The sequence below is a fragment of the Streptomyces sp. NPDC089919 genome (genome assembly GCF_040684615.1).
In the GTDB taxonomy this organism is placed as follows: domain Bacteria; phylum Actinomycetota; class Actinomycetes; order Streptomycetales; family Streptomycetaceae; genus Streptomyces.
The window spans coordinates 32517-50966 of the sequence record NZ_JBFBGK010000055.1 but is presented as its reverse complement, the minus strand read 5'-3'; the positions used below and the strand labels follow the sequence as shown (position 1 = coordinate 50966).

Annotated in this window: 18 protein-coding genes; 3 read left to right on the top strand and 15 right to left on the bottom strand. The window is 73.6% G+C overall.

Translation table 11 applies throughout. The features are described from left to right. Nucleotides 1-144 precede the first annotated feature (144 nt). The 3 genes from era to AB0O40_RS22050 form a co-directional block, all read right to left on the bottom strand. Nucleotides 145-1086, bottom strand: coding sequence for a GTPase Era (era, locus tag AB0O40_RS22060; protein WP_365044197.1), 942 nt, complete (start codon nucleotides 1084-1086; stop codon nucleotides 145-147). A gap of 1157 nt (nucleotides 1087-2243) precedes the next feature. Then, on the bottom strand, nucleotides 2244-3575 hold the full coding sequence (locus AB0O40_RS22055; protein ID WP_365044182.1) for a beta-xylosidase: 1332 nt from the start codon (nucleotides 3573-3575) through the stop codon (nucleotides 2244-2246). Between the two features lie 104 nt (nucleotides 3576-3679). Beyond that, entirely contained in the window at nucleotides 3680-4678 is a 999-nt protein-coding gene (locus AB0O40_RS22050; RefSeq protein ID WP_365044179.1) for a helix-turn-helix domain-containing protein, read from the bottom strand. A 163-nt stretch (nucleotides 4679-4841) separates the two neighbouring features. On the opposite strand from AB0O40_RS22050, the gene AB0O40_RS22045 reads away from it, so the two are divergent. Next, nucleotides 4842-6086: an MFS transporter gene (locus tag AB0O40_RS22045; RefSeq protein ID WP_365044194.1), complete on the top strand. Its 1245-nt coding sequence runs from the start codon at nucleotides 4842-4844 to the stop codon at nucleotides 6084-6086. A gap of 38 nt (nucleotides 6087-6124) precedes the next feature. On the opposite strand, the gene AB0O40_RS22040 is transcribed toward AB0O40_RS22045, so the two are convergent. The 12 genes from AB0O40_RS22040 to hrcA all read right to left on the bottom strand — a co-directional run bounded on the left by AB0O40_RS22040 (nucleotide 6125) and on the right by hrcA (nucleotide 16729). Beyond that, the gene (locus tag AB0O40_RS22040; protein ID WP_365044176.1) at nucleotides 6125-6472 is read right to left on the bottom strand and encodes a cytidine deaminase; all 348 of its coding nucleotides are present in this window, start codon (nucleotides 6470-6472) and stop codon (nucleotides 6125-6127) included. A gap of 213 nt (nucleotides 6473-6685) precedes the next feature. Next, a complete protein-coding gene (locus tag AB0O40_RS22035) occupies nucleotides 6686-7039 on the bottom strand; it encodes an MmcQ/YjbR family DNA-binding protein (RefSeq protein ID WP_365044173.1) in 354 nt (117 codons plus the stop codon). Then, a complete protein-coding gene (locus tag AB0O40_RS22030) occupies nucleotides 7036-8334 on the bottom strand; it encodes a hemolysin family protein (RefSeq protein WP_365044170.1) in 1299 nt (432 codons plus the stop codon). The genes AB0O40_RS22035 and AB0O40_RS22030 overlap by 4 nt, the downstream gene beginning before the upstream one ends. Beyond that, complete coding sequence (ybeY, locus tag AB0O40_RS22025; RefSeq protein WP_365044167.1) at nucleotides 8331-8828, bottom strand: rRNA maturation RNase YbeY; 498 nt, start codon at nucleotides 8826-8828, stop codon at nucleotides 8331-8333. Before ybeY ends, AB0O40_RS22030 begins: the two co-directional genes overlap by 4 nt. 12 nt (nucleotides 8829-8840) lie before the next feature. Further along, complete coding sequence (locus tag AB0O40_RS22020; RefSeq protein ID WP_365044164.1) at nucleotides 8841-9866, bottom strand: PhoH family protein; 1026 nt, start codon at nucleotides 9864-9866, stop codon at nucleotides 8841-8843. A 150-nt stretch (nucleotides 9867-10016) separates the two neighbouring features. Then, nucleotides 10017-11144 carry a PfkB family carbohydrate kinase gene (locus AB0O40_RS22015; RefSeq protein ID WP_365044161.1) on the bottom strand — a complete coding sequence of 376 codons (1128 nt, stop codon included), beginning with the start codon at nucleotides 11142-11144 and terminating at the stop codon, nucleotides 10017-10019. 182 nt (nucleotides 11145-11326) lie between these two features. Continuing rightward, on the bottom strand, nucleotides 11327-12232 hold the full coding sequence (locus tag AB0O40_RS22010; RefSeq protein WP_365044158.1) for a ribonuclease Z: 906 nt from the start codon (nucleotides 12230-12232) through the stop codon (nucleotides 11327-11329). A 3-nt stretch (nucleotides 12233-12235) separates the two neighbouring features. Beyond that, complete coding sequence (locus AB0O40_RS22005) at nucleotides 12236-12595, bottom strand: histidine triad nucleotide-binding protein (protein ID WP_365044155.1); 360 nt, start codon at nucleotides 12593-12595, stop codon at nucleotides 12236-12238. A 66-nt stretch (nucleotides 12596-12661) separates the two neighbouring features. Next, on the bottom strand, nucleotides 12662-13405 hold the full coding sequence (locus AB0O40_RS22000) for a 16S rRNA (uracil(1498)-N(3))-methyltransferase (RefSeq protein ID WP_365044152.1): 744 nt from the start codon (nucleotides 13403-13405) through the stop codon (nucleotides 12662-12664). After that, nucleotides 13402-14475: a nitronate monooxygenase gene (locus AB0O40_RS21995; RefSeq protein WP_365044149.1), complete on the bottom strand. Its 1074-nt coding sequence runs from the start codon at nucleotides 14473-14475 to the stop codon at nucleotides 13402-13404. Before AB0O40_RS21995 ends, AB0O40_RS22000 begins: the two co-directional genes overlap by 4 nt. 100 nt (nucleotides 14476-14575) lie before the next feature. Continuing rightward, nucleotides 14576-15712 carry a molecular chaperone DnaJ gene (gene dnaJ / locus AB0O40_RS21990; protein WP_365044146.1) on the bottom strand — a complete coding sequence of 379 codons (1137 nt, stop codon included), beginning with the start codon at nucleotides 15710-15712 and terminating at the stop codon, nucleotides 14576-14578. Then, the gene (gene hrcA, locus AB0O40_RS21985; protein WP_365044143.1) at nucleotides 15713-16729 is read right to left on the bottom strand and encodes a heat-inducible transcriptional repressor HrcA; all 1017 of its coding nucleotides are present in this window, start codon (nucleotides 16727-16729) and stop codon (nucleotides 15713-15715) included. Between the two features lie 154 nt (nucleotides 16730-16883). Here hrcA and AB0O40_RS21980 point away from each other — a divergent pair, with 154 nt between their 5' ends. Both AB0O40_RS21980 and AB0O40_RS21975 read left to right on the top strand, forming a co-directional pair. Further along, nucleotides 16884-17615 carry an MBL fold metallo-hydrolase gene (locus tag AB0O40_RS21980; RefSeq protein ID WP_365044140.1) on the top strand — a complete coding sequence of 244 codons (732 nt, stop codon included), beginning with the start codon at nucleotides 16884-16886 and terminating at the stop codon, nucleotides 17613-17615. Nucleotides 17616-17637: 22 nt separating this feature from the next. Continuing rightward, on the top strand, nucleotides 17638-18438 hold the full coding sequence (locus AB0O40_RS21975; protein ID WP_365044137.1) for a DUF3097 domain-containing protein: 801 nt from the start codon (nucleotides 17638-17640) through the stop codon (nucleotides 18436-18438). Nucleotides 18439-18450: the final 12 nt, after the last annotated feature.

Sequence of the window (18450 nt, the reverse complement as noted above, 5' to 3'; positions counted from 1 at the left end):
GGCCCACCCCTGGGACTTCGCGGCTCCGCCGTCGCCTGCGGCGATCCCAGGCCCGGGCCTGCCTCCGAGCCAGCCTGCCACACCCCGTCAAGGGGCTACCCCACACACCACGAACGGGACGGGGGGTCGGGACGAGGGGGTTTGTCAGAAGCCGAGCTTGCGGAGCTGCTTCGGGTCGCGCTGCCAGTCCTTGGCGACCTTGACGTGGAGGTCGAGGAAGACGGGCGTGCCGAGCAGCGCCTCGATGTGCTTGCGCGACTTCATGCCCACCTCCTTCAGGCGGGAGCCCTTGGGGCCGATGATGATGCCCTTCTGGCTGGGGCGCTCGATGTAGACGTTCGCGTGGATGTCCAGCAGCGGCTTGTCGGCCGGCCGGTTCTCGCGCGGGATCATCTCCTCGACCACGACCGCGATGGAGTGCGGCAGCTCGTCGCGGACGCCTTCGAGGGCGGCCTCGCGGATCAGCTCCGCGACCATGACCATCTCGGGCTCGTCCGTGAGGTCGCCCTCCGGGTAGAGCGGGGGGCTCTCGGGCAGCAGCGGGGCGATCAGGTCGGCCAGCAGCTGCACCTGCGCGTCGCCGACGGCGGAGACCGGGACGATCTCGGCCCACTCGATGCCCAGCTCCTCGCCGAGCTGGGAGATGGCGAGCAGCTGCTCGGCCAGCGTCTTGGAGTCGACCAGGTCCGTCTTGGTGACGATGGCGATCTTCGGGGTCTTCTTGATGCCGGCGAGTTCCTTGGCGATGAACTTGTCGCCGGGGCCGAGCTTCTGGTCGGCGGGCAGGCAGAAGCCGATCACGTCGACCTCGGCCCAGGTGGTGCGCACGACGTCGTTGAGCCGCTCGCCCAGGAGGGTGCGGGGCTTGTGCAGGCCGGGGGTGTCCACCAGGACGAGCTGGGCGTCCTCGCGGTGCACGATGCCGCGCACGGTGTGCCGGGTGGTCTGCGGCCGGTTGGAGGTGATCGCGACCTTCGTGCCCACGAGTGCGTTGGTCAGGGTCGACTTGCCGGCGTTGGGTCGGCCGACGAAGCACGCGAAGCCCGCGCGGTGTGCGGAGGAGGAACGATCGCTCATGCGGGCCATTCTCCCCGATCGGGCCGCGCCCGCCGACCAGGGCCGGCCACGGAGGCGTACGAGGACCACCGCGAGCCCGGCGAGCAGGGTCAGGCCGAGGGCCGCCGGGCCCCAGGGGCCGGTGCGCAGGCTGGTCGTGGCGCGGGCGTCGGTGCCCTGGGCGGTGGCGGTCACGGTCAGCGCCACCCGGTCGAATCCGGGCGGTCCGTCCCAGCGCTCGGTGAGCCGGACGGCCTGGCCGGGCAGCAGGTCGGTGGGGACCTTGGTGAGCGGCCGGTGCAGCAGCCGGCGGCCGAAGAGCCCTTCGGCGGCCAGCACGGCCGTGGGGTGCAGGGTGACGTTGCCCTGGTTGCGCAGGGTGTACGAGACCTCGGCCGCGCCCCCGGTCCGGCGGACGCCCAGCCCTTCCACGGCGAGCAGGGGGGCGGTGGGCCCGGCGACCCGCAGGTAGACCCGGGCGGCGACGGCCCGCCGGACGCCCAGGCCACCGGTGGCGGCCTCGGTGCGCTGGTCGAGGGCGACGATGGCGCCGGGGTGGTCGCCGGGTTCGGCCCGGTCGGGGACGGTGAGGGTGAAGGGCACGGTCACGGCGGAGCGGGCAGGCACGGTCACCCGGTCGGCGGCGAGCCTGGCCCAGGCGCCGACGCCGGTGCGGGGCTCGTCGGGGTCCCGGACGGCGAAGCCGCCGTCGCGGGGGGTGTTGTAGGCGTCGGCGGCGTAGAGGCGGAGGGTGAGCGGGCGGGCGGTGCGGTTGGTGACGGTGACCCGGTCGCCGGCGGTGCCGCCGGGGGCGGTGGTGAGGAAGAAGTAGGGCCGCTGGGCGATCCGGGTGGCGGCGGGCACCACGGACCACTGCCCGTTGTCCGCCGCGACAGCCGGTCCGACCGGCCCGGCGAGCAGCAGCACCAGGGCGAACAGTGCCGCGGCGAGCAGCGGGCGGGGGTGCGGTCGGGATGTGCGGGGAGGCAGGCCCGGGCCGGGCGTGGTGTGCGGGGAGGCGCTTGGCGGGGTGTGGCAGGCTGGGCCGGAGGCAGGCCCGGGTCGGGGGTGGCCGCAGGCCACGGCGAAGCCGCTTGCCCCCGAGGTGGGCCTGCCGCAGGGCCTGCAGGCCGCACCCCGCCATGCGCCGGGGACCCGCACACCACGCCCGGCCCGCCCCACCCCCCTCACGACAACGTCAAGGTCAAGATCGCCGCGTAGGCGCCCGGCGCCGTGTACGGCGGCACCGTCAGTGCGACCTCGGCGTCGACCGTGAACTCGCCGCCGACCAGCGGGGCGTCGGGGGCGCCGGCGAGGGTGGCGCCGGCCGGGCCGACGGGCCCGGGGCTGCCGGGTACGCAGGTGCTGGGGCTGCCCTCCTTCGTCGCGCAGGCCGGGGTCCAGCTGAGCCGGGCGCCGTCGATCGTGGCGCCGGCGGGGCCGGTGAAGTCGGAGAGCTTGCCGGTGAGGACCCAGCCGGCGGGGCCGCCGCGCAGGTCCTTGACGGTGACGGTGCGGATCCGGCCCTGGGCGGTGCCGCCCTGGCCGTAGGGGACGGGGCTGAGCGCGATCTCCTCGCCGGCCTGGGTCATGGAGAGCGCGCCCGGTTCGACGTCGAGGGTCATCTTCTGGGTGCCGGGCGGCAGCGGGGTGGCCTTCAGGACGGTGTAGGTGGCCGGGCCGGTGCCGCGCTCCGCGGTCCAGGCGGGGCCCTCGTACCCGACCACGGCGGTGGTGTCCGGGTCGGTGACCGGCAGCTCGGCCAGGACCACGCCCAGCTCGTCGGCGGTGGCGGTGACGTGGTCGGCGGTCGGGGCGGCGCCGGCCCGGCCGGCGAGGGTGACGGCGGCGCCCGGGGTGAAGCCGGCGCCGGTGACCTTGACCGCGGCGCCCGGTCTGCCGGAGGCGGTGCCCAGGGCGAGGGCGCGGGTGTTGGCCTCGGCCCGGGGGGCGGCGTCGATGCGTTCGGAGACCGGGGGCGGGCTGGTGCGGTCCACGGCGCAGGGGGTGTCCAGCTCCATGAGGTGGCTGGTGTGCACGGTGTAGTCGCCCGGGGCGAGGGTGATCTCGCCGGGTTCGGTGACGGTGAAGGTGCCGGTCATCGAGAAGGCGGGGAAGGCCGCCTTGCCGGGGACCGGGGCGTTCTTCTTGGGGCCGGCCACGGTCACCTCGCCGGTCTGGGCGCCGCCGAGGACCACCTTGCCGGCGGGGGTGAGCACGTCGGCCGGCAGCGGGGCGTCCAGCGGGTTGGCGGCGGCGGTGCGGGTGACGCGGTAGGTGACGGTGACGGTGTCGCCGACCGCGGGGTGGGCGTTGTCGACGGTGATCTCGGCGGTGGTGGAGCCGTCGGCGGGCGGCAGCCCGGCCTCCTGGGGCGGTACGCAGTGGGTGGGGAACTCCACCGCGCCGGTGGCGGGCGGCTCCGGCTCGTCCGGGCTCGCGGCGCTGGCGGGGACGCCCACGGCCGCGAGCGCGAGCACTCCGAGGGCCGCCGCCGACCAGCGACTCCGTGCCGTCATCGCATCCCCCTACGCGCCGCTCGCTCCCCGTGTTCCAGGCGGCCCATTCACAAGTCGGGGGCGGGAGAAGTCAAGGGCGGCGCGGGCCATCGACTGATGGACCATCAGATACTGGGAGGGTCGGCCGGCCCGGTGCCGCGGGCGGCGCGGAAGGTGCGCCGGTAGCCGGTGGGCGTCACGCCGAGGGCGGACTGGAGGTGCTTGCGCATCGACTGGGCGGTGCCGAAGCCCGCCTCCCGGGCGACCCGGTCGACCGGCAGGTCGGTGGACTCCAGCAGGTGCCGGGCCCGCTCCACCCGCTGGAGGGTGAGCCACTGCCCGGGGCTGACCCCGGCCTCCTCGCGGAAGCGGCGGGTGAAGGTCCGTACGGACATGGCCTCCTGGCGGGCCATGTCGCTCAGCCGCAGCGGCTCCCCCAGGCGCTCCAGCACCCAGCCGCGGGCCGCGGTGGTGCTGGCGTGCTGGGGCGCGGGCACCGGCCGCTCGATGAACTGGGCCTGTCCGCCGTCGCGGTGGGGTGGCACGACGGTGCGGCGGGCCACGTCGTTGGCCACCGCCGCGCCGTGGTCGTTGCGGACGATGTGCAGGCACAGGTCCACGCCGGCGGCCACCCCGGCCGAGGTGAACACGTGCCCGTCCTCGACGTACAGCACGTCCGGGTCCACCTCGATCTGCGGGAAGAGCCCTTGGAAGTGGTCCGCCGAGGCCCAGTGGGTGGTGGCCCGGCGGCCGTCGAGGTGGCCGGCGGCGGCCAGCAGGTACCCGCCGGTGCAGATGGCGACCAGCCGGGTGCCGGGCCGGATGTGCGCGAGGGCCGCCGCCAGCGCGTCGGTGAGCCGGCCCTCCTCGTACACCGGGCCGAGCTCGTAGGAGGCGGGGACGACCACGGTGTCGGCGGTGGCGAGCAGTTCGGGGCCGTGCTCCACCGTGATGGCGAAGTCGGCCTCGGTGGCCACCGTGCCGGGGGCGAGCGAGCAGGTCAGGATCTCGTACGGGACACGGCCCCCGGCGACCCTGGTCCGGCCGAAGATCCGGTGCGGGATGCCCAGCTCGAAGGGGAGCACCCCGGGCAGCGCGAAGACGACGACGCGGTGAGGAGTCATGGCCCGATCGTAGCGAAGGCTGACCATCGGGCCACTCGAATGACGCGTTCAGGTCATCGATCCTCAAGGGGTGACCACGCAGACCACTCCCCAGCAGCAGGCGTCGACCGGACCCGCCGGGCCCGCCGGCCAGACCCCCGCCCCCGCCCGCGCGCCCGGCCGGATCCACCGCGCCTGGTCCGTGGCCGCGGTGACCTTCGTGACGATCATCGGCGCGGCGGCCTTCGCGTCGCTGCCGGGGCTGCTCATCGAGCCGCTGCACCGGGAGTTCGACTGGTCCCGGGGCACGATCGGCTTCGCCGTCTCGGTCAACCTCGCGCTCTACGGGCTGACCGCGCCCTTCGCCGCCGCCCTGATGGACCGCTTCGGCATCCGCAAGGTGGTCGCGCTGGCCCTCACGGTGATCGCCGCCGGCTCGCTGCTCACCGTGTGGATGACCGCCTCCTGGCAGCTGGTCCTCTACTGGGGCGTGCTGGTGGGCCTGGGCAGCGGCTCGATGGCGCTGGCCTTCGCGGCCACCGTCACCAACCGCTGGTTCGCGGCCCGCAAGGGGCTGGTGACCGGCATCCTCACCGCGGCCGGCGCCTCCGGCCAGCTGATCTTCCTGCCGCTGCTGTCCTGGCTGGTGGAGCGGCACGGCTGGCGGCCCGCCGCGGTGACCGTGGCGCTCTCCGCGCTGGCCGTGGTGCCGTTCGTGTGGCTGCTGCTGCGGGACCACCCGGCGGACGTGGGGCTGGCCCCGTACGGCGCCACCGAGCCGGTGGCCAAGCCGGCGCCCGCGCTCGGGGCCGCCCGCCGGGCCGTCACGGTGCTCCTGCGGGCCGCCCGCACCGGCCCCTTCTGGCTGCTGGCCGGTACCTTCGCGATCTGCGGCGCCTCCACGAACGGCCTGGTCAAGACCCACTTCGTGCCCGCGGCCCACGACCACGGCATGCCGGTGACGGCCGCCGCCTCGCTGCTCGCGGTGATCGGGGTCTTCGACGTGGCCGGCACCATCGCCTCCGGCTGGTTCACCGACCGCTTCGAGGCCCGCCGGCTGCTGGCCGTCTACTACGCCCTGCGCGGGATCTCGCTGCTGTTCCTGCCGATGCTGCTGGCCCCGGCGGTGCACCCGCCGATGCTGTTCTTCATCGTCTTCTACGGCCTGGACTGGGTGGCGACCGTACCCCCGACCATCGCCCTGTGCCGGGAGCAATACGGCGAGGACAGCGCGATCGTCTTCGGCTGGGTGCTCGCCTCCCACCAGGTCGGCGCCGCGGTGGTGGCCTTCCTCGGCGGCGTGGCCCGCGACGTCTTCGGCTCGTACGACGTCGTCTGGTACGCCGCGGGCGCCCTGTGCGCGGTGGCCGCCATCATGTCCATGATCATCCGGCGGCCGGCCCCGTCCGCCGTGGCCACGGCGGCCTGAGCGGCCGCCGCGGGCCCGCGGATTCCGGGCGGCCGGCGTCAGCCGGCCTGGACGGTGGCCTTCAGGGTGCCGTCGGGGGCGGCGAGCAGGACCGGGGTGCCGGCGCCGCCCAGGTCGCGGACGGCGGCGCGGTCCGGGTCGGCCGGGGCGTCGGCGGCGCTGACCACGGCGGCGGCCTCCAGGGACCGGGCCCCGCTGGCCACCGCCATCGCGACGGCGGTCTGCAGCGCGGTCAGCTTCAGGGAGTCCAGCTCGACCGTGCCGGCGACGTAGGTGCGGCCGGTCTCGTCGCGCACCGCCGCGCCCTCGGCGACGCCGTTGCGGGCCCGGGCGCTGCGCGCCAGGGTGATGAGCTTCTGGTCCTCGGGGTCCATCGTGTCGGTCATGGACGAAGCATAGGAAGCGGGGGAAAGGAGCGCCTCGGCGGCCCGGATACCGGACCACCGAGGCGCTCTCCCCTCCTTGGCCAGCAAGAGGGGATCTTGCTTGGCGCAAACACGGATCACCTTAGGGGAATCAGATCTTCCGCTTATCTGCCCGCGACAAATCGTGACCTTGGAACGGTGTCGCGTACGTCACTCCCCCGCCGGCCGGGCGCCTCAGGGCCGGTCGAGCCGGAGCCGCTCCGCCCGCGGCAGCCCCGCGACCACCAGGTCGTACGAGTCCTCGATCAGCTCCCGGAGCAGCGCCTCGGGCACCCCGCCCACGGTCACGGTGTTCCAGTGCCGCTTGTTCATGTGCCAGCCGGGCACGATCGCCGGGTGCTCGGCACGCAGCCGCAGGGCCGCCTCCGGATCGCACTTGAGATTGACCGTCAGCGGCCGCGAGTCCAGCGCGCTGAGCGCGAACACCTTGCCCAGCACCTTGAAGACCGAGGTCTCGGCGTTGAAGGGGAACTCCTCCACCGCCGCGTTGAAGGACAGGCAGAAGGCCCGCAGCCGCTCCGGGGTCATGCGTCCGTCTTCTCTCCCGCCGGCGCCACCGGCTCCACCAGCACCGTGACGATCTTGTTCCGGCGGCCGGCCGGAGCCTCCGCGGTCAGCCGCAGCGAGCGCCCGTCGGGCAGTTCCACGGACGCGCTGGCGCCCGCGATCGGCACCCTGCCCAGGGCCTTGGCCAGCAGCCCGCCGACCGTCTCCACGTCCTCGTCGTCGAAGGCCTCCAGGCCGAAGAGCTCCCCGAGGTCGGTGATGTCGAGGCGGGCGGTGACCCGGTAGCGGTCCTCCCCCAGCTCCTCGACGGGCGCGATCTCGCGGTCGTACTCGTCGGTGATCTCGCCGACGATCTCCTCGAGGATGTCCTCGATGGTGACGATGCCGGCCGTGCCGCCGTACTCGTCGATGACCACCGCGACGTGGTTGCGCACCTGCTGCATCTCCCGCAGCAGGTCGCCGGCGTTCTTGGTGTCGGGCACGAAGACCGCCGGGCGCATCGCCGTGGAGACCAGGTCGGCCTCGGCGTCGCGGTTGATGTGGGTCTTGCGGACCAGGTCCTTGAGGTAGACGATCCCGACGATGTCGTCCTCGTTCTCCCCCGTCACCGGGATCCGCGAGAAGCCCGAGCGCAGCGCCAGGGTGGTGGCCTGGCGGATGGTCTTGTAGCGCTCGATGCAGATCAGGTCGGTGCGCGGCACCATCACCTCGCGCACCAGCGTGTCGCCGAGCTCGAAGACGGAGTGCACCATCCGGCGCTCGTCGTCCTCGATCAGCGACTCCTTCTCCGCGAGGTCGACCAGCGCGCGCAGCTCGGCCTCGGAGGCGAAGGGGCCCTTGCGGAAGCCCTTGCCGGGGGTGAGGGCGTTGCCGATGAGGATCAGCAGCTGCGGGACCGGCCCCATGATCCGCGCCAGCGGCAGCAGGACGTACGCCGAGGCGGTGGCGGTGTTCAGCGGGTGCTGGCGGCCGATGGTGCGCGGGGAGACCCCGACGGCCACGTACGAGACCAGCACCATGACGGCGATCGCGACCAGCAGCGCCTTCCAGGTCTCGCCGAACTCCTCCAGGCAGGCGTAGGTCACCAGGACCGCGGCGGCCATCTCGCAGGCCACCCGGACCAGCAGGGCGACGTTGAGGTACCGGGTCGGGTCGGCGGTGAGCTGCGCCAGCCGGGCGCTGCCCCGGCGGCCGGAGCGGACCGCCTCCTCGACCCGGAAGCTCGAGACCCGGGCGATGCCGGTCTCCGCGCAGGCGGCCAGCCAGGCCACCACGACCAGCGCGACGGCCCCGGCGATCAGCTGGGGGGTGCTCACGAGACGGTGGGCGCGGGCGACGGGCCCGTGATGCCCTGCTCGGCCCGCCAGCCGTCCACGATGGCCGCCTGGAGGCCGAACATCTCGGCCTTCTCGTCCGGCTCCTCGTGGTCGTAGCCGAGCAGGTGCAGCACTCCGTGGACGGTCAGGAGCTGGAGTTCCTCGTCCATGGAGTGCCGCGTCGGGGCTTCCTCGCCCTGCCTGGTGGCCACCTCGGGGCAGAGCACGATGTCGCCGAGCAGCCCCTGCGGGGGCTCCTCGTCGTCCTTCGCCGGCGGACGGAGCTCGTCCATCGGGAAGGACATGACGTCGGTCGGTCCGGGCAGGTCCATCCACTGGATGTGCAGCTGCTCCATGGCGTCGGCGTCGACGACGATCACGGAGAGCTCGGACAGGGGGTGGATCCGCATCCGGGTGAGGGCGTAGCGGGCGATGTCGAGGATCGCCCGCTCGTCGACCTCGGTACCGGACTCGTTGTTGACGTCGATCGACATGGTGCTCTTGTACTACTTCCCTCGGGAACCGTTACGGCTGTCGTACTGCTCGTACGCGTCGACGATACGGCCGACGAGCTTGTGCCGTACGACATCCTGCGAGGTGAGCCGCGAGAAGTGCACATCGGGGACCCCGTCGAGGATCTCCTGCACCTGCCGCAGACCCGACTTCGTGCCGCCGGGGAGGTCGATCTGGGTCACGTCACCGGTGATGACGATCTTCGATTCGAACCCGAGCCTGGTCAGGAACATCTTCATCTGTTCCGGGTTCGTGTTCTGCGCCTCGTCGAGGATGATGAAGGCGTCGTTGAGCGTGCGGCCGCGCATGTACGCCAGCGGCGCGACCTCGATGGTCCCCGCCGCCATCAGGCGCGGGATCGAGTCGGGGTCGAGCATGTCGTGCAGCGCGTCGTACAGCGGCCGCAGGTACGGGTCGATCTTCTCGTAGAGCGTGCCCGGCAGGAAGCCGAGCCGCTCGCCCGCCTCGACGGCGGGCCGGGTCAGGATGATCCGGCTGACCTGCTTGGACTGCAGGGCCTGGACCGCCTTCGCCATGGCGAGGTAGGTCTTGCCGGTACCGGCGGGGCCGATGCCGAACACGATCGTGTTCTTGTCGATCGCGTCGACGTACCGCTTCTGGTTGAGCGTCATGGGCCGGATGGTGCGCCCGCGGCTGGAGAGGATGTTCTGGGTGAGCACCTCGTGCGGCGTCTCGTCCGGGCCGTTGCCGTTCTCGCTCGCCTTGAGCATGGCGATCGAGCGTTCCACTGCGTCCTCCGTCATCGGCTGACCGGTGCGGAGCACCAGCATCATCTCGTCGAACAGGCGCTGGATGAGGGCGACTTCCTGGGCGTCGCCGACCGCGCTGATCTGGTTGCCGCGGACGTGGATGTCGGCGGCGGGGAAAGCCCGCTCGATCACGCGCAACAGGGCGTCACCCGAGCCCAGCACCATCACCATGGGGTGCTTCGCGGGAACGGTGAAGTGGGCTCGTGCCTGCCCCGGCGCAAGGCTGCGGGCTGTGGGTGTCTGAGTCATGGGCTGGCTCTGCGGCCTGCGCATACCTCCCGTACTGAGGCCTCGCCGGTCGACGGCCTCCTGGACTTCCAAGCGTACGACGCGCACCGCCGGTCCCCGAGGGGTTTTCCGGACCGCACGGACGTACGTCCGTGCGGACGAACGTACGGGTCAGGCGGTGTGGCGGAAGCCGATGGTGGGGACGGCCCGGGGGCGGGCCGCGGCCGGGGCGCCGGCCAGCGCCTCCGCGGGCAGCAGGTCCTCCAGGAAGCCGTAGTGCGCCAGCTGCGGCGGCACCCCGCCGGGCAGCGCCCGCACGCCCCGCCACCAGTGGGCCACCTCGGCCCAGCCGGGGGCCGAGAGGGAGCCGCCGAACTCCTGTACCGACAGGGCCGCGGTCAGCCCCGCGAAGGCCAGCCGGTCGGCCAGCGGCCAGCCGGCCAGCGTCCCGGTGAGGAAGCCCGCCACGTACACGTCGCCCGCACCGGTCGGGTCCAGCGCCTCCACCGGGATCGCCGGCACCTGGGCGCTCTCCCCGGTCCGGCCGTCCACGGCGTACGAGCCCTCCTCGCCCATGGTCACCACGGCGATCGGCACCCGCTCGGCCAGCGCCCGGGCGGCGGCCCGCGGGGAGTCGGTGCGGGTGTAGCGCATGGCCTCGCCCGCGTTCGGCAGGAAGGCCTCGCAGTGCCGCAGGTCCGCCAGCCCCGCCAGGTCCCAGCGGCCGCTCTCGTCCCAGCCCACGTCCGCGAAGATCCGGGCGCCGCGGCCGGCGGCGGTGGCGATCCAGTCGGCCCCCCGGCCCGGCTCCAGGGAGGCCACCGCCGCCCGCGCCCGGGGCGGACAGTCGGGGAAGGGGCCCGGCCCGGCCGGCGGGGGCGCCTCGTGGCCGTGCGAGACCATCGTGCGCTCGCCCTCGTACGCCATCGAGACGGTCACCGGGGAGTGCCAGCCGGGGACCGTGCGCGACATCGACAGGTCGATGCCCTCGCCCTGCGCCAGGGCGTCCCAGCAGTACGAGCCGTAGTGGTCGTCCCCGAAGGCGGCGGCCAGCGAGGTCCGCAGGCCCAGCCGGGCCAGCGCGGTGGCCATGTTGGCCACCCCGCCGGGGCTCTGGCCCATGCCCTTGGCCCAGGACTCGGTACCGCGCACGGGGGCCGAGTCCAGGCCCGTGAAGATGATGTCCAGGAAGACCGTGCCGGTCAGGAAGACGTCGCAGCCCGGGTCCCGGGGCGCCCGCACCCGGCTGAGCGGATCCAGCGCGGCGCGGCCCGGGTGCTGTCCATTCCTACTGGTCACGGCGTGCTCCCGGGTGCTGCGTGCGCGTACGGCGCGGACGAGTGGCTGCGTACATGAAAGTGTGCAGCCCTTCCCGCGATGGGACGGGTCAAACCCAGTGTGTCCCAGAACTCCGCGAAAAAGCCCCCGCACTCCCGGGACCGGGGGTACGGGGGCCCGTCACCGGGGCACGCCCGGCGCCGTCAGGGCCGCTTGGGCAGCGGGATCCGGAGCAGGTCCTGGGCGACGGTGAGCTCGCCCGTGAAACCGGCGGCCCGGGCCTGGCGCTCGAAGGCCTCCGGCTCGGTGTACCGCTGCGAGAAGTGGGTCAGGACCAGGTGGCGCACCCCCGCCCCGGCGGCGACCTTCGCGGCCTGCCCGGCCGTGAGGTGGCCGTGCTCGGTGGCCAGCCGGACGTCCTCGTCGAGGAAGGTCGACTCGATCACCAGCATGTCGCAGCCCTCGGCGAGCGCGGTGACGCCCTCGCACAGCCGGGTGTCCATGACGAAGGCGAACGACTGCCCCGGCCGGTGCTCGCTGACCTGCTCGAGGGTGATCCCGTCCAGGACGCCCGCGCGCTGGATCCGGCCCACGTCCGGGCCCTTGATGCCGTGCCGGGCCAGCAGGTCGGGCCGGATCCGCCGGCCGTCGGGCTCCGTCAGCCGGTAGCCGAAGGACTCGACGGGGTGGCTCAGCAGCCGCGCCTCCAGGGTGTACGAGGGACCGGTCGCGAGCACCCCCTCCTCGGCCACCGGCGCCTGGGCCAGCTCGACCGTCTCGCGGTAGGCCGTGGCGTACCGCAGCCGGTCGAAGAAGTGCTGCCCGCTGGCCGGGTAGTGGGCGGTGACCGGGTGCGGCACCCGGTCCAGGTTGATCCGCTGGATCACCCCGGCCAGGCCCAGGCTGTGGTCACCGTGGAAGTGGGTGACGCAGATGCGGTTGATGTCGTGCGCGGCGACCCCGGCCCGCAGCATCTGCCGCTGGGTGCCCTCGCCCGGGTCGAAGAGGATGCCCTCGCCGTCCCAGCGCAGCAGGTAGCCGTTGTGGTTGCGGTGCCGGGTCGGTACCTGGCTGGCGGTCCCCAGCACCACGAACTCGCGTGCGGACACGGCTTATCCGGGGGGCCACTGGAGGCCGCGGCCGCCCAGGACGTGGGCGTGGGCGTGGAAGACCGTCTGGCCCGCGCCGGCGCCGGTGTTGAACACCACGCGGTAGCCGGAGCCGTCCAGCCCCTCCGCGGCGGCCACCTCGCCGGCCTCGCGCAGCACGTCGGCGGCGAGCGCGGGCTCGGCGGCGGCGAGGGAGGCGGCGTCGGGGTAGTGCGCCCGCGGGATGACCAGGACGTGCGTCGGGGCCTGCGGGTTGATGTCGCGGAAGGCGACGGTGGTCTCGCTCTCGCGCACGATCGTGGCCGGGATCTCGCCCTTGACGATCCTGCAGAACAGGCAGTCCGCCTGTGCTTCGCCTGCCATGTCCGGTCCTCCTGTTGACGTGTGCCCTGTGCCGCGCATGCTACCGGCGCGGTGCGACCGGCCCCGCTACGACCACCGGCCGGTGCGGGCGAGCAGGACGGCCACCGCGGCCGTCCCGGCGGTGGACGTCCGCAGCACGGAACGCCCCAGGCGGTACGGCGCGGCGCCGACGGACGCGAAGAGCTCCAGTTCCTCGGGCGACACCCCGCCTTCCGGCCCGACCACCACGACGATCGACCCCGAAGCCGGCAGTTCGGCGACCGCCAGGGCCTGCGAGGGCGTGTCCCGGTCCTCGTGCAGCACCACCGCGAGGTCCGCACCGGCCAGCAGCGCGGCCACCTGCTTGGTGGACAGCGCCTCCCCGACCTCGGGGAACCGCACCCGCCGGGACTGCTTCCCGGCCTCCCGGGCCGTACTGCGCCACTTCGCCAGCGACTTCGCACCGCGGTCCCCGCGCCACTGCGTGATGCAGCGGGACGCCTGCCAGGGCACGATCGCGTCCACCCCGGTCTCGGTCATGGTCTCGACGGCCAGCTCCCCGCGGTCCCCCTTGGGCAGCGCCTGCACGACGGTGATCCGCGGCGCGGGCGCCGGCTCGGTACCGGTGGCGGTGACGGTGACGGTGAGCCGGTCCTTGCCCTCCGCCGAGGCGACGACGGCCTCGGCCCAGCCGCCGCGGCCGTCGGTGAGGACCACGGCCTCGCCCGGCTCCAGCCGCTTCACGGACACCGCGTGGCGTCCCTCGGGTCCGTCCAGCACGAACCCGGGCCCCGCGGGGACCTGTTCGACGACGAATACCGGGGCTGTCATGACGTGCTCCTTGTCAACGCGTTCTGGGCCTGCGCCAGTTCGGCGGTCAGGACCTCCACCAGCTCCCCCGCGGGCAGCGTCCGGGCCAGCCGGTGGCCCTGGCCCGCCCACAGGGCCATCCCCTGCGGGTCCCCGGCCGCCGCGGCGGCCTTGCGCAGCCCGCTGGTGAGGTGGTGCACCTGCGGGTAGGCGGCCGGCGCGTAGGGGCCGTGCTCGCGCATGAAGCGGTTGACCAGGCCCCGGGCCGGGCGGCCCGAGAAGGCACGGGTGAGTTCGGTGCGGGGGAACATCGGGTCGGTCAGCGCCGCCTTGTGCAGCGGGCTGGCCCCGGACTCGGGGCAGACCAGGAAGGCGGTGCCCAGCTGGGCGGCCTGCGCCCCGGCGGCCAGTACGGCCGCGATCTGGGCGCCCCGCATCAGCCCGCCCGCGGCGATGATCGGCAGCGCGACGGCCTCCCGCACCTGGGCCACCAGCGGCAGCAGCCCGAAGCCGGTGCCGTCGGCGCAGGGGTCGTCGCGGTGGGTGCCCTGGTGGCCGCCGGCCTCGATGCCCTGGACGCAGACGGCCGCCGCGCCCGCCGCCTGGGCGGTCCGGGCCTCCTCCGCGGAGGTGACGGTGACCACCGTCCAGGTGCCGGCGGCCGTGAAGGAGCGCAGCACCGCCGGATCGGGGCAGCCGAAGGTGAAGGAGACCAGCGGGACCGGGTCCTCGAGGAGGATGGCGAGCTTGGCGTCGTACCCGTCGTCGCTGCCGGCGAAGACGTCCTCGCCGAGGGGGGTGTCGTACCAGGCGGCCTCGCCGGCCAGCTGACCGCGGTAGGCCTCGACCGCGGCCGGGTCGACGTAACTGCGCTGCGGCATGAAGAGGTTGACGCCGAAGGGCCGCCGGGTGAGCGCCCGCAACCGCTTGATCTCCTGGTACATGCCGTCGGCGGTCTTGTAGCCGCCGGCCAGGAAGCCGAGGCCGCCGGCCGCGGAGACGGCGGCGGCCAGCTCGGGTCCGGAGGCACCGCCTGCCATGGGGGCCTGCACGATCGGATAAGGGTGGAGATCGCTCAGCGCGGGGGACATGACACGCATCGTGCCATGTCCCCCGCACCCAGCCGAATTGATCTGTACCCCCGGCACAGCCGGCACACCCGGCCCGGCAGGACCGGGCGCCCCGGCACCGTCAGCGACCGTTGAAGGCGTCCTTCAGGCGGGAGAAGAGGCCCTGCTGGCCGGGCTGGAACTGGCCCAGGGGGCGCTCCTCGCCGCGGAGCTTGGCGAGCTGGCGCAGCAGGTCCTCCTGCTGCGGGTCCAGCTTCGCCGGGGTCTGCACCTCGACGTGCACGATCAGGTCGCCCCGGCCGCCGCCGCGCAGGTGCGTGACGCCGCGGCCGTGCAGCGGGATCGACTGGCCGGACTGGGTACCGGGCCGGATGTCGACCTCCTCCATGCCGTCCAGCGTCTCCAGCGGGCACTTGGTGCCCAGCGCCGCCGCCGTCATGGGGAGGGTGACCGTGCAGTGCAGGTCGTCCCCGCGCCGCTGGAAGACCGGGTGCGGCAGCTCGTGGATCTCGACGTACAGGTCGCCGGCGGGGCCGCCGCCGGGGCCGACCTCGCCCTCGCCCGCGAGCTGGATGCGGGTGCCGTTCTCCACGCCGGCCGGGATCTTGACCGTGAGGGTGCGGCGGGACCGGATGCGGCCGTCGCCCGCGCACTCGGGGCACGGGGTCGGGACGACGGTGCCGAAGCCCTGGCACTGCGGGCACGGCCGGGAGGTCATGACCTGGCCGAGGAAGGAGCGGGTGACCTGGGAGACCTCGCCGCGGCCGCGGCACATGTCACAGGTCTGCGCGGAGGTGCCGGGGGCGGCGCCCTCGCCGGAGCAGGTCGTGCACACGATGGCCGTGTCGACCTGGATGTCCTTGGTCGTGCCGAAGGCCGCCTCGTCGAGCTCGAGGTCGAGGCGGATCATGGCGTCCTGGCCGCGGCGGGTGCGCGAGCGCGGGCCGCGCTGCGAGGCCTGGCCGAAGAAGGCGTCCATGATGTCGCTGAAGTTGCCGAAGCCGCCGGCCCCGAAGCCGCCGGCGCCACCGCCGCCGGAGGCGGACAGCGGGTCCCCGCCGAGGTCGTAGACCTGCTTCTTCTGCGGGTCCGACAGCACCTCGTACGCGGCGTTGATCTCCTTGAAACGCTCCTGCGTCTTGGGATCCGGGTTCACGTCCGGGTGCAGCTCGCGGGCGAGCTTGCGGAAGGCCTTCTTGATCTCGTCCTGGGACGCGTCGCGGCGCACGCCGAGTACGGCGTAGTAGTCCGTGGCCACTTACGACTCCGCCAGGATCTGTCCGACGTAACGTGCCACTGCGCGTACCGCTCCCATCGTTCCGGGGTAGTCCATGCGGGTCGGTCCGACCACGCCGAGTTTGGCGACTGTCTCGCCGCCCGAACCGTAGCCGACCGACACGACGGACGTGGAGTTCAGTCCTTCGTAGGCGTTCTCGTGCCCGATTCGCACGGTCATGCCCGATTCATTGACCTCGCCGAGCAGCTTGAGGAGCACGACCTGCTCCTCCAGCGCTTCCAGCACCGGCCTGATCGTCAAGGGGAAGTCGTGCCCGAAGCGAGTGAGATTGGCGGTGCCGCCGATCATCAGACGCTCCTCGGTCTCCTCCACCAGGGTCTCCAGCAGGGTCGCCAGGACGGTGGAGACGGTGCCCCGGTCCTCCGCCTCGAACGACTCCGGCAGGTCCTGCACCAGCTGCGGGACGTCCGCGAACCGGCGGCCGACGACACGGCTGTTGAGCCGGGCCCGCAGGTCTGCCAGCGACTGGTCGCCGAACGGCGACGGGCAGTCCACCAGCCGCTGCTCGACCCGTCCGGTGTCCGTGATCAGGACGAGCATCAGCCGGGCCGGTGCCAGCAGCAGCAGCTCGACGTGGCGCACGGTCGACCGGGTCAGGCTCGGGTACTGCACCACCGCGACCTGCCGGGTCAGCTGCGCCAGCAGCCGGACCGTGCGGCCGACGACGTCGTCCAGGTCGACCGCGCCGTCCAGGAAGTTCTGGATGGCCCGGCGCTCCGGGGTCGACAGCGGCTTGACGCCCGCGAGCTTGTCGACGAAGAGCCGGTAGCCCTTGTCGGTCGGGATGCGGCCGGCGCTGGTGTGGGGCTGGGCGATGTACCCCTCCTCCTCCAGCAGCGCCATGTCGTTGCGCACGGTGGCGGGCGAGACGCCGAGCTTGTGCCGCTCGGTGAGCGCCTTGGAGCCGACCGGCTCCTCCGTCCCGACGTAGTCCTGGACGATGGCGCGCAGCACTTCGAGTCTGCGTTCGCTGAGCATCCGCGCACACCTCCAGCTGTGATGCCTGGTCGTTTCCCGTGGTTCCGGAACCGTGCTGGCACTCGATGTGCCCGAGTGCCAGAGATCCCCCGGTCAGTGTACGGCGGCCGGGTACGCCCCGGGCAAGGGTGGCCCGTCACGGTAGCGTCGCGGTATGGACATCGCTTGGGAAGAGCTGGGGTGGGAACGGCTGGCCGCGCGGGTCGGCCGGCGGCGCCTTCCGGTGTGGGACTGCACGGTGGGACTGGTGGTGGGCACGGATTCCGTGCTGCTGGTCGACCCCGGTTCGAGCCTGCGCGAGGGGGCCGAGCTGCGGTCCCAGGCGGAGCGGCTGACCGGCCGGAGAGTGACGCACCTCGCATACACGCACGGGCATTTCGACCACGTCCTGGGTGCGGCGGCCTTCGCGGGCGCCGAGGTGTTCGGTGCGGTCGGCCTGGCCGGGGTGCTCTCCGCGGAACGCGAGGAGCTGCGGGCGGGCGCGGTGGCGCAGGGTCTGGCGGCCGACGAGGCGGAGGAGGCGGTGGACGCGCTGGTGCTGCCCCGCCACCCGGTCTCCGGCGAGTGGACGCTGGACCTGGGCGGGTTGCAGGTGCTGCTGGCGAACGTCGGCCCCGGGCACACCGGCCACGACCTCGCGGTGCTGGTGCCCGGGGAGCGGGAGGTGGTCTTCTGCGGCGACCTGGTGGAGGAGTCCGGGGAGCCGCAGGCGGGTTCCGACGCGGTGCCGGGGCAGTGGCCGGCGGCGCTGGACCGGCTGTTGGCGCTGGGCGGCGAGGACGCACTGTACGTCCCGGGGCACGGCGCGGTGGTGGATGCCCGCTTTGTCCATGAGCAACGCGACACACTGGCCAACCGGTTCGGCGTGTCGCGCGCGCGGGACTGACGGCGTTCCTACTGTCATTCGAATGCGTGAGTACTCAGCCGACCTGACCCCGCCCTGGAAGAAGTCCCGGCCGGTGCCGGAGGTGCCGGCGGACCCCGGCCTGGTGGTCGAGGAGGCGGCGACGGGATGGTGCGGCGCGGTGGTCGCCTGCGAGAGCGGCACGGTGACGCTGGAGGACCGCTTCGCCAAGCGGCGGGTCTTCCCCCTGGAGCCGCGCGGCTTCCTGCTGGAGGGTGCGGTGGTGACGCTGGTCCGGCCCGTCCGGGGACCGGCCCGGCCCGCCCGTACCGCCTCGGGGTCGGTGGCGGTACCGGGGGCCCGGGCGCGGGTGGCCCGGGCCGGCCGGATCTACGTGGAGGGCCGCCACGACGCCGAGCTGGTCGAGAAGGTCTGGGGCGACGACCTGCGCATCGAGGGCGTGGTCGTGGAGTACCTGGAGGGCGTGGACGACCTGCCGGCGATCGTCGCGGAGTTCGCGCCGGGGCCGGACGCCCGGCTGGGCGTCCTGGTGGACCACCTGGTCGAGGGCTCGAAGGAGTCCCGCCTGGCCGCGGCCGTGACCGGCCCGGACGTCCTGGTCGTCGGCCACCCGTACGTCGACGTCTGGCAGGCCGTGAAGCCGTCCTCGCTGGGCATCCCGGCCTGGCCGGTCGTCCCGCGCGGCCAGGACTGGAAGACCGGCGTCTGCCAGGCCCTGGGCTGGCCCCCGAACACCGGCGCGGCCTGGCAGCACGTCCTGTCCCGGGTCGGCTCGTACCGGGACCTGGAGCCGAGCCTGCTGGGCTCGGTCGAGCACCTCATCGACTTCGTCACGGCCCCCTGACGGGGGCCGCCC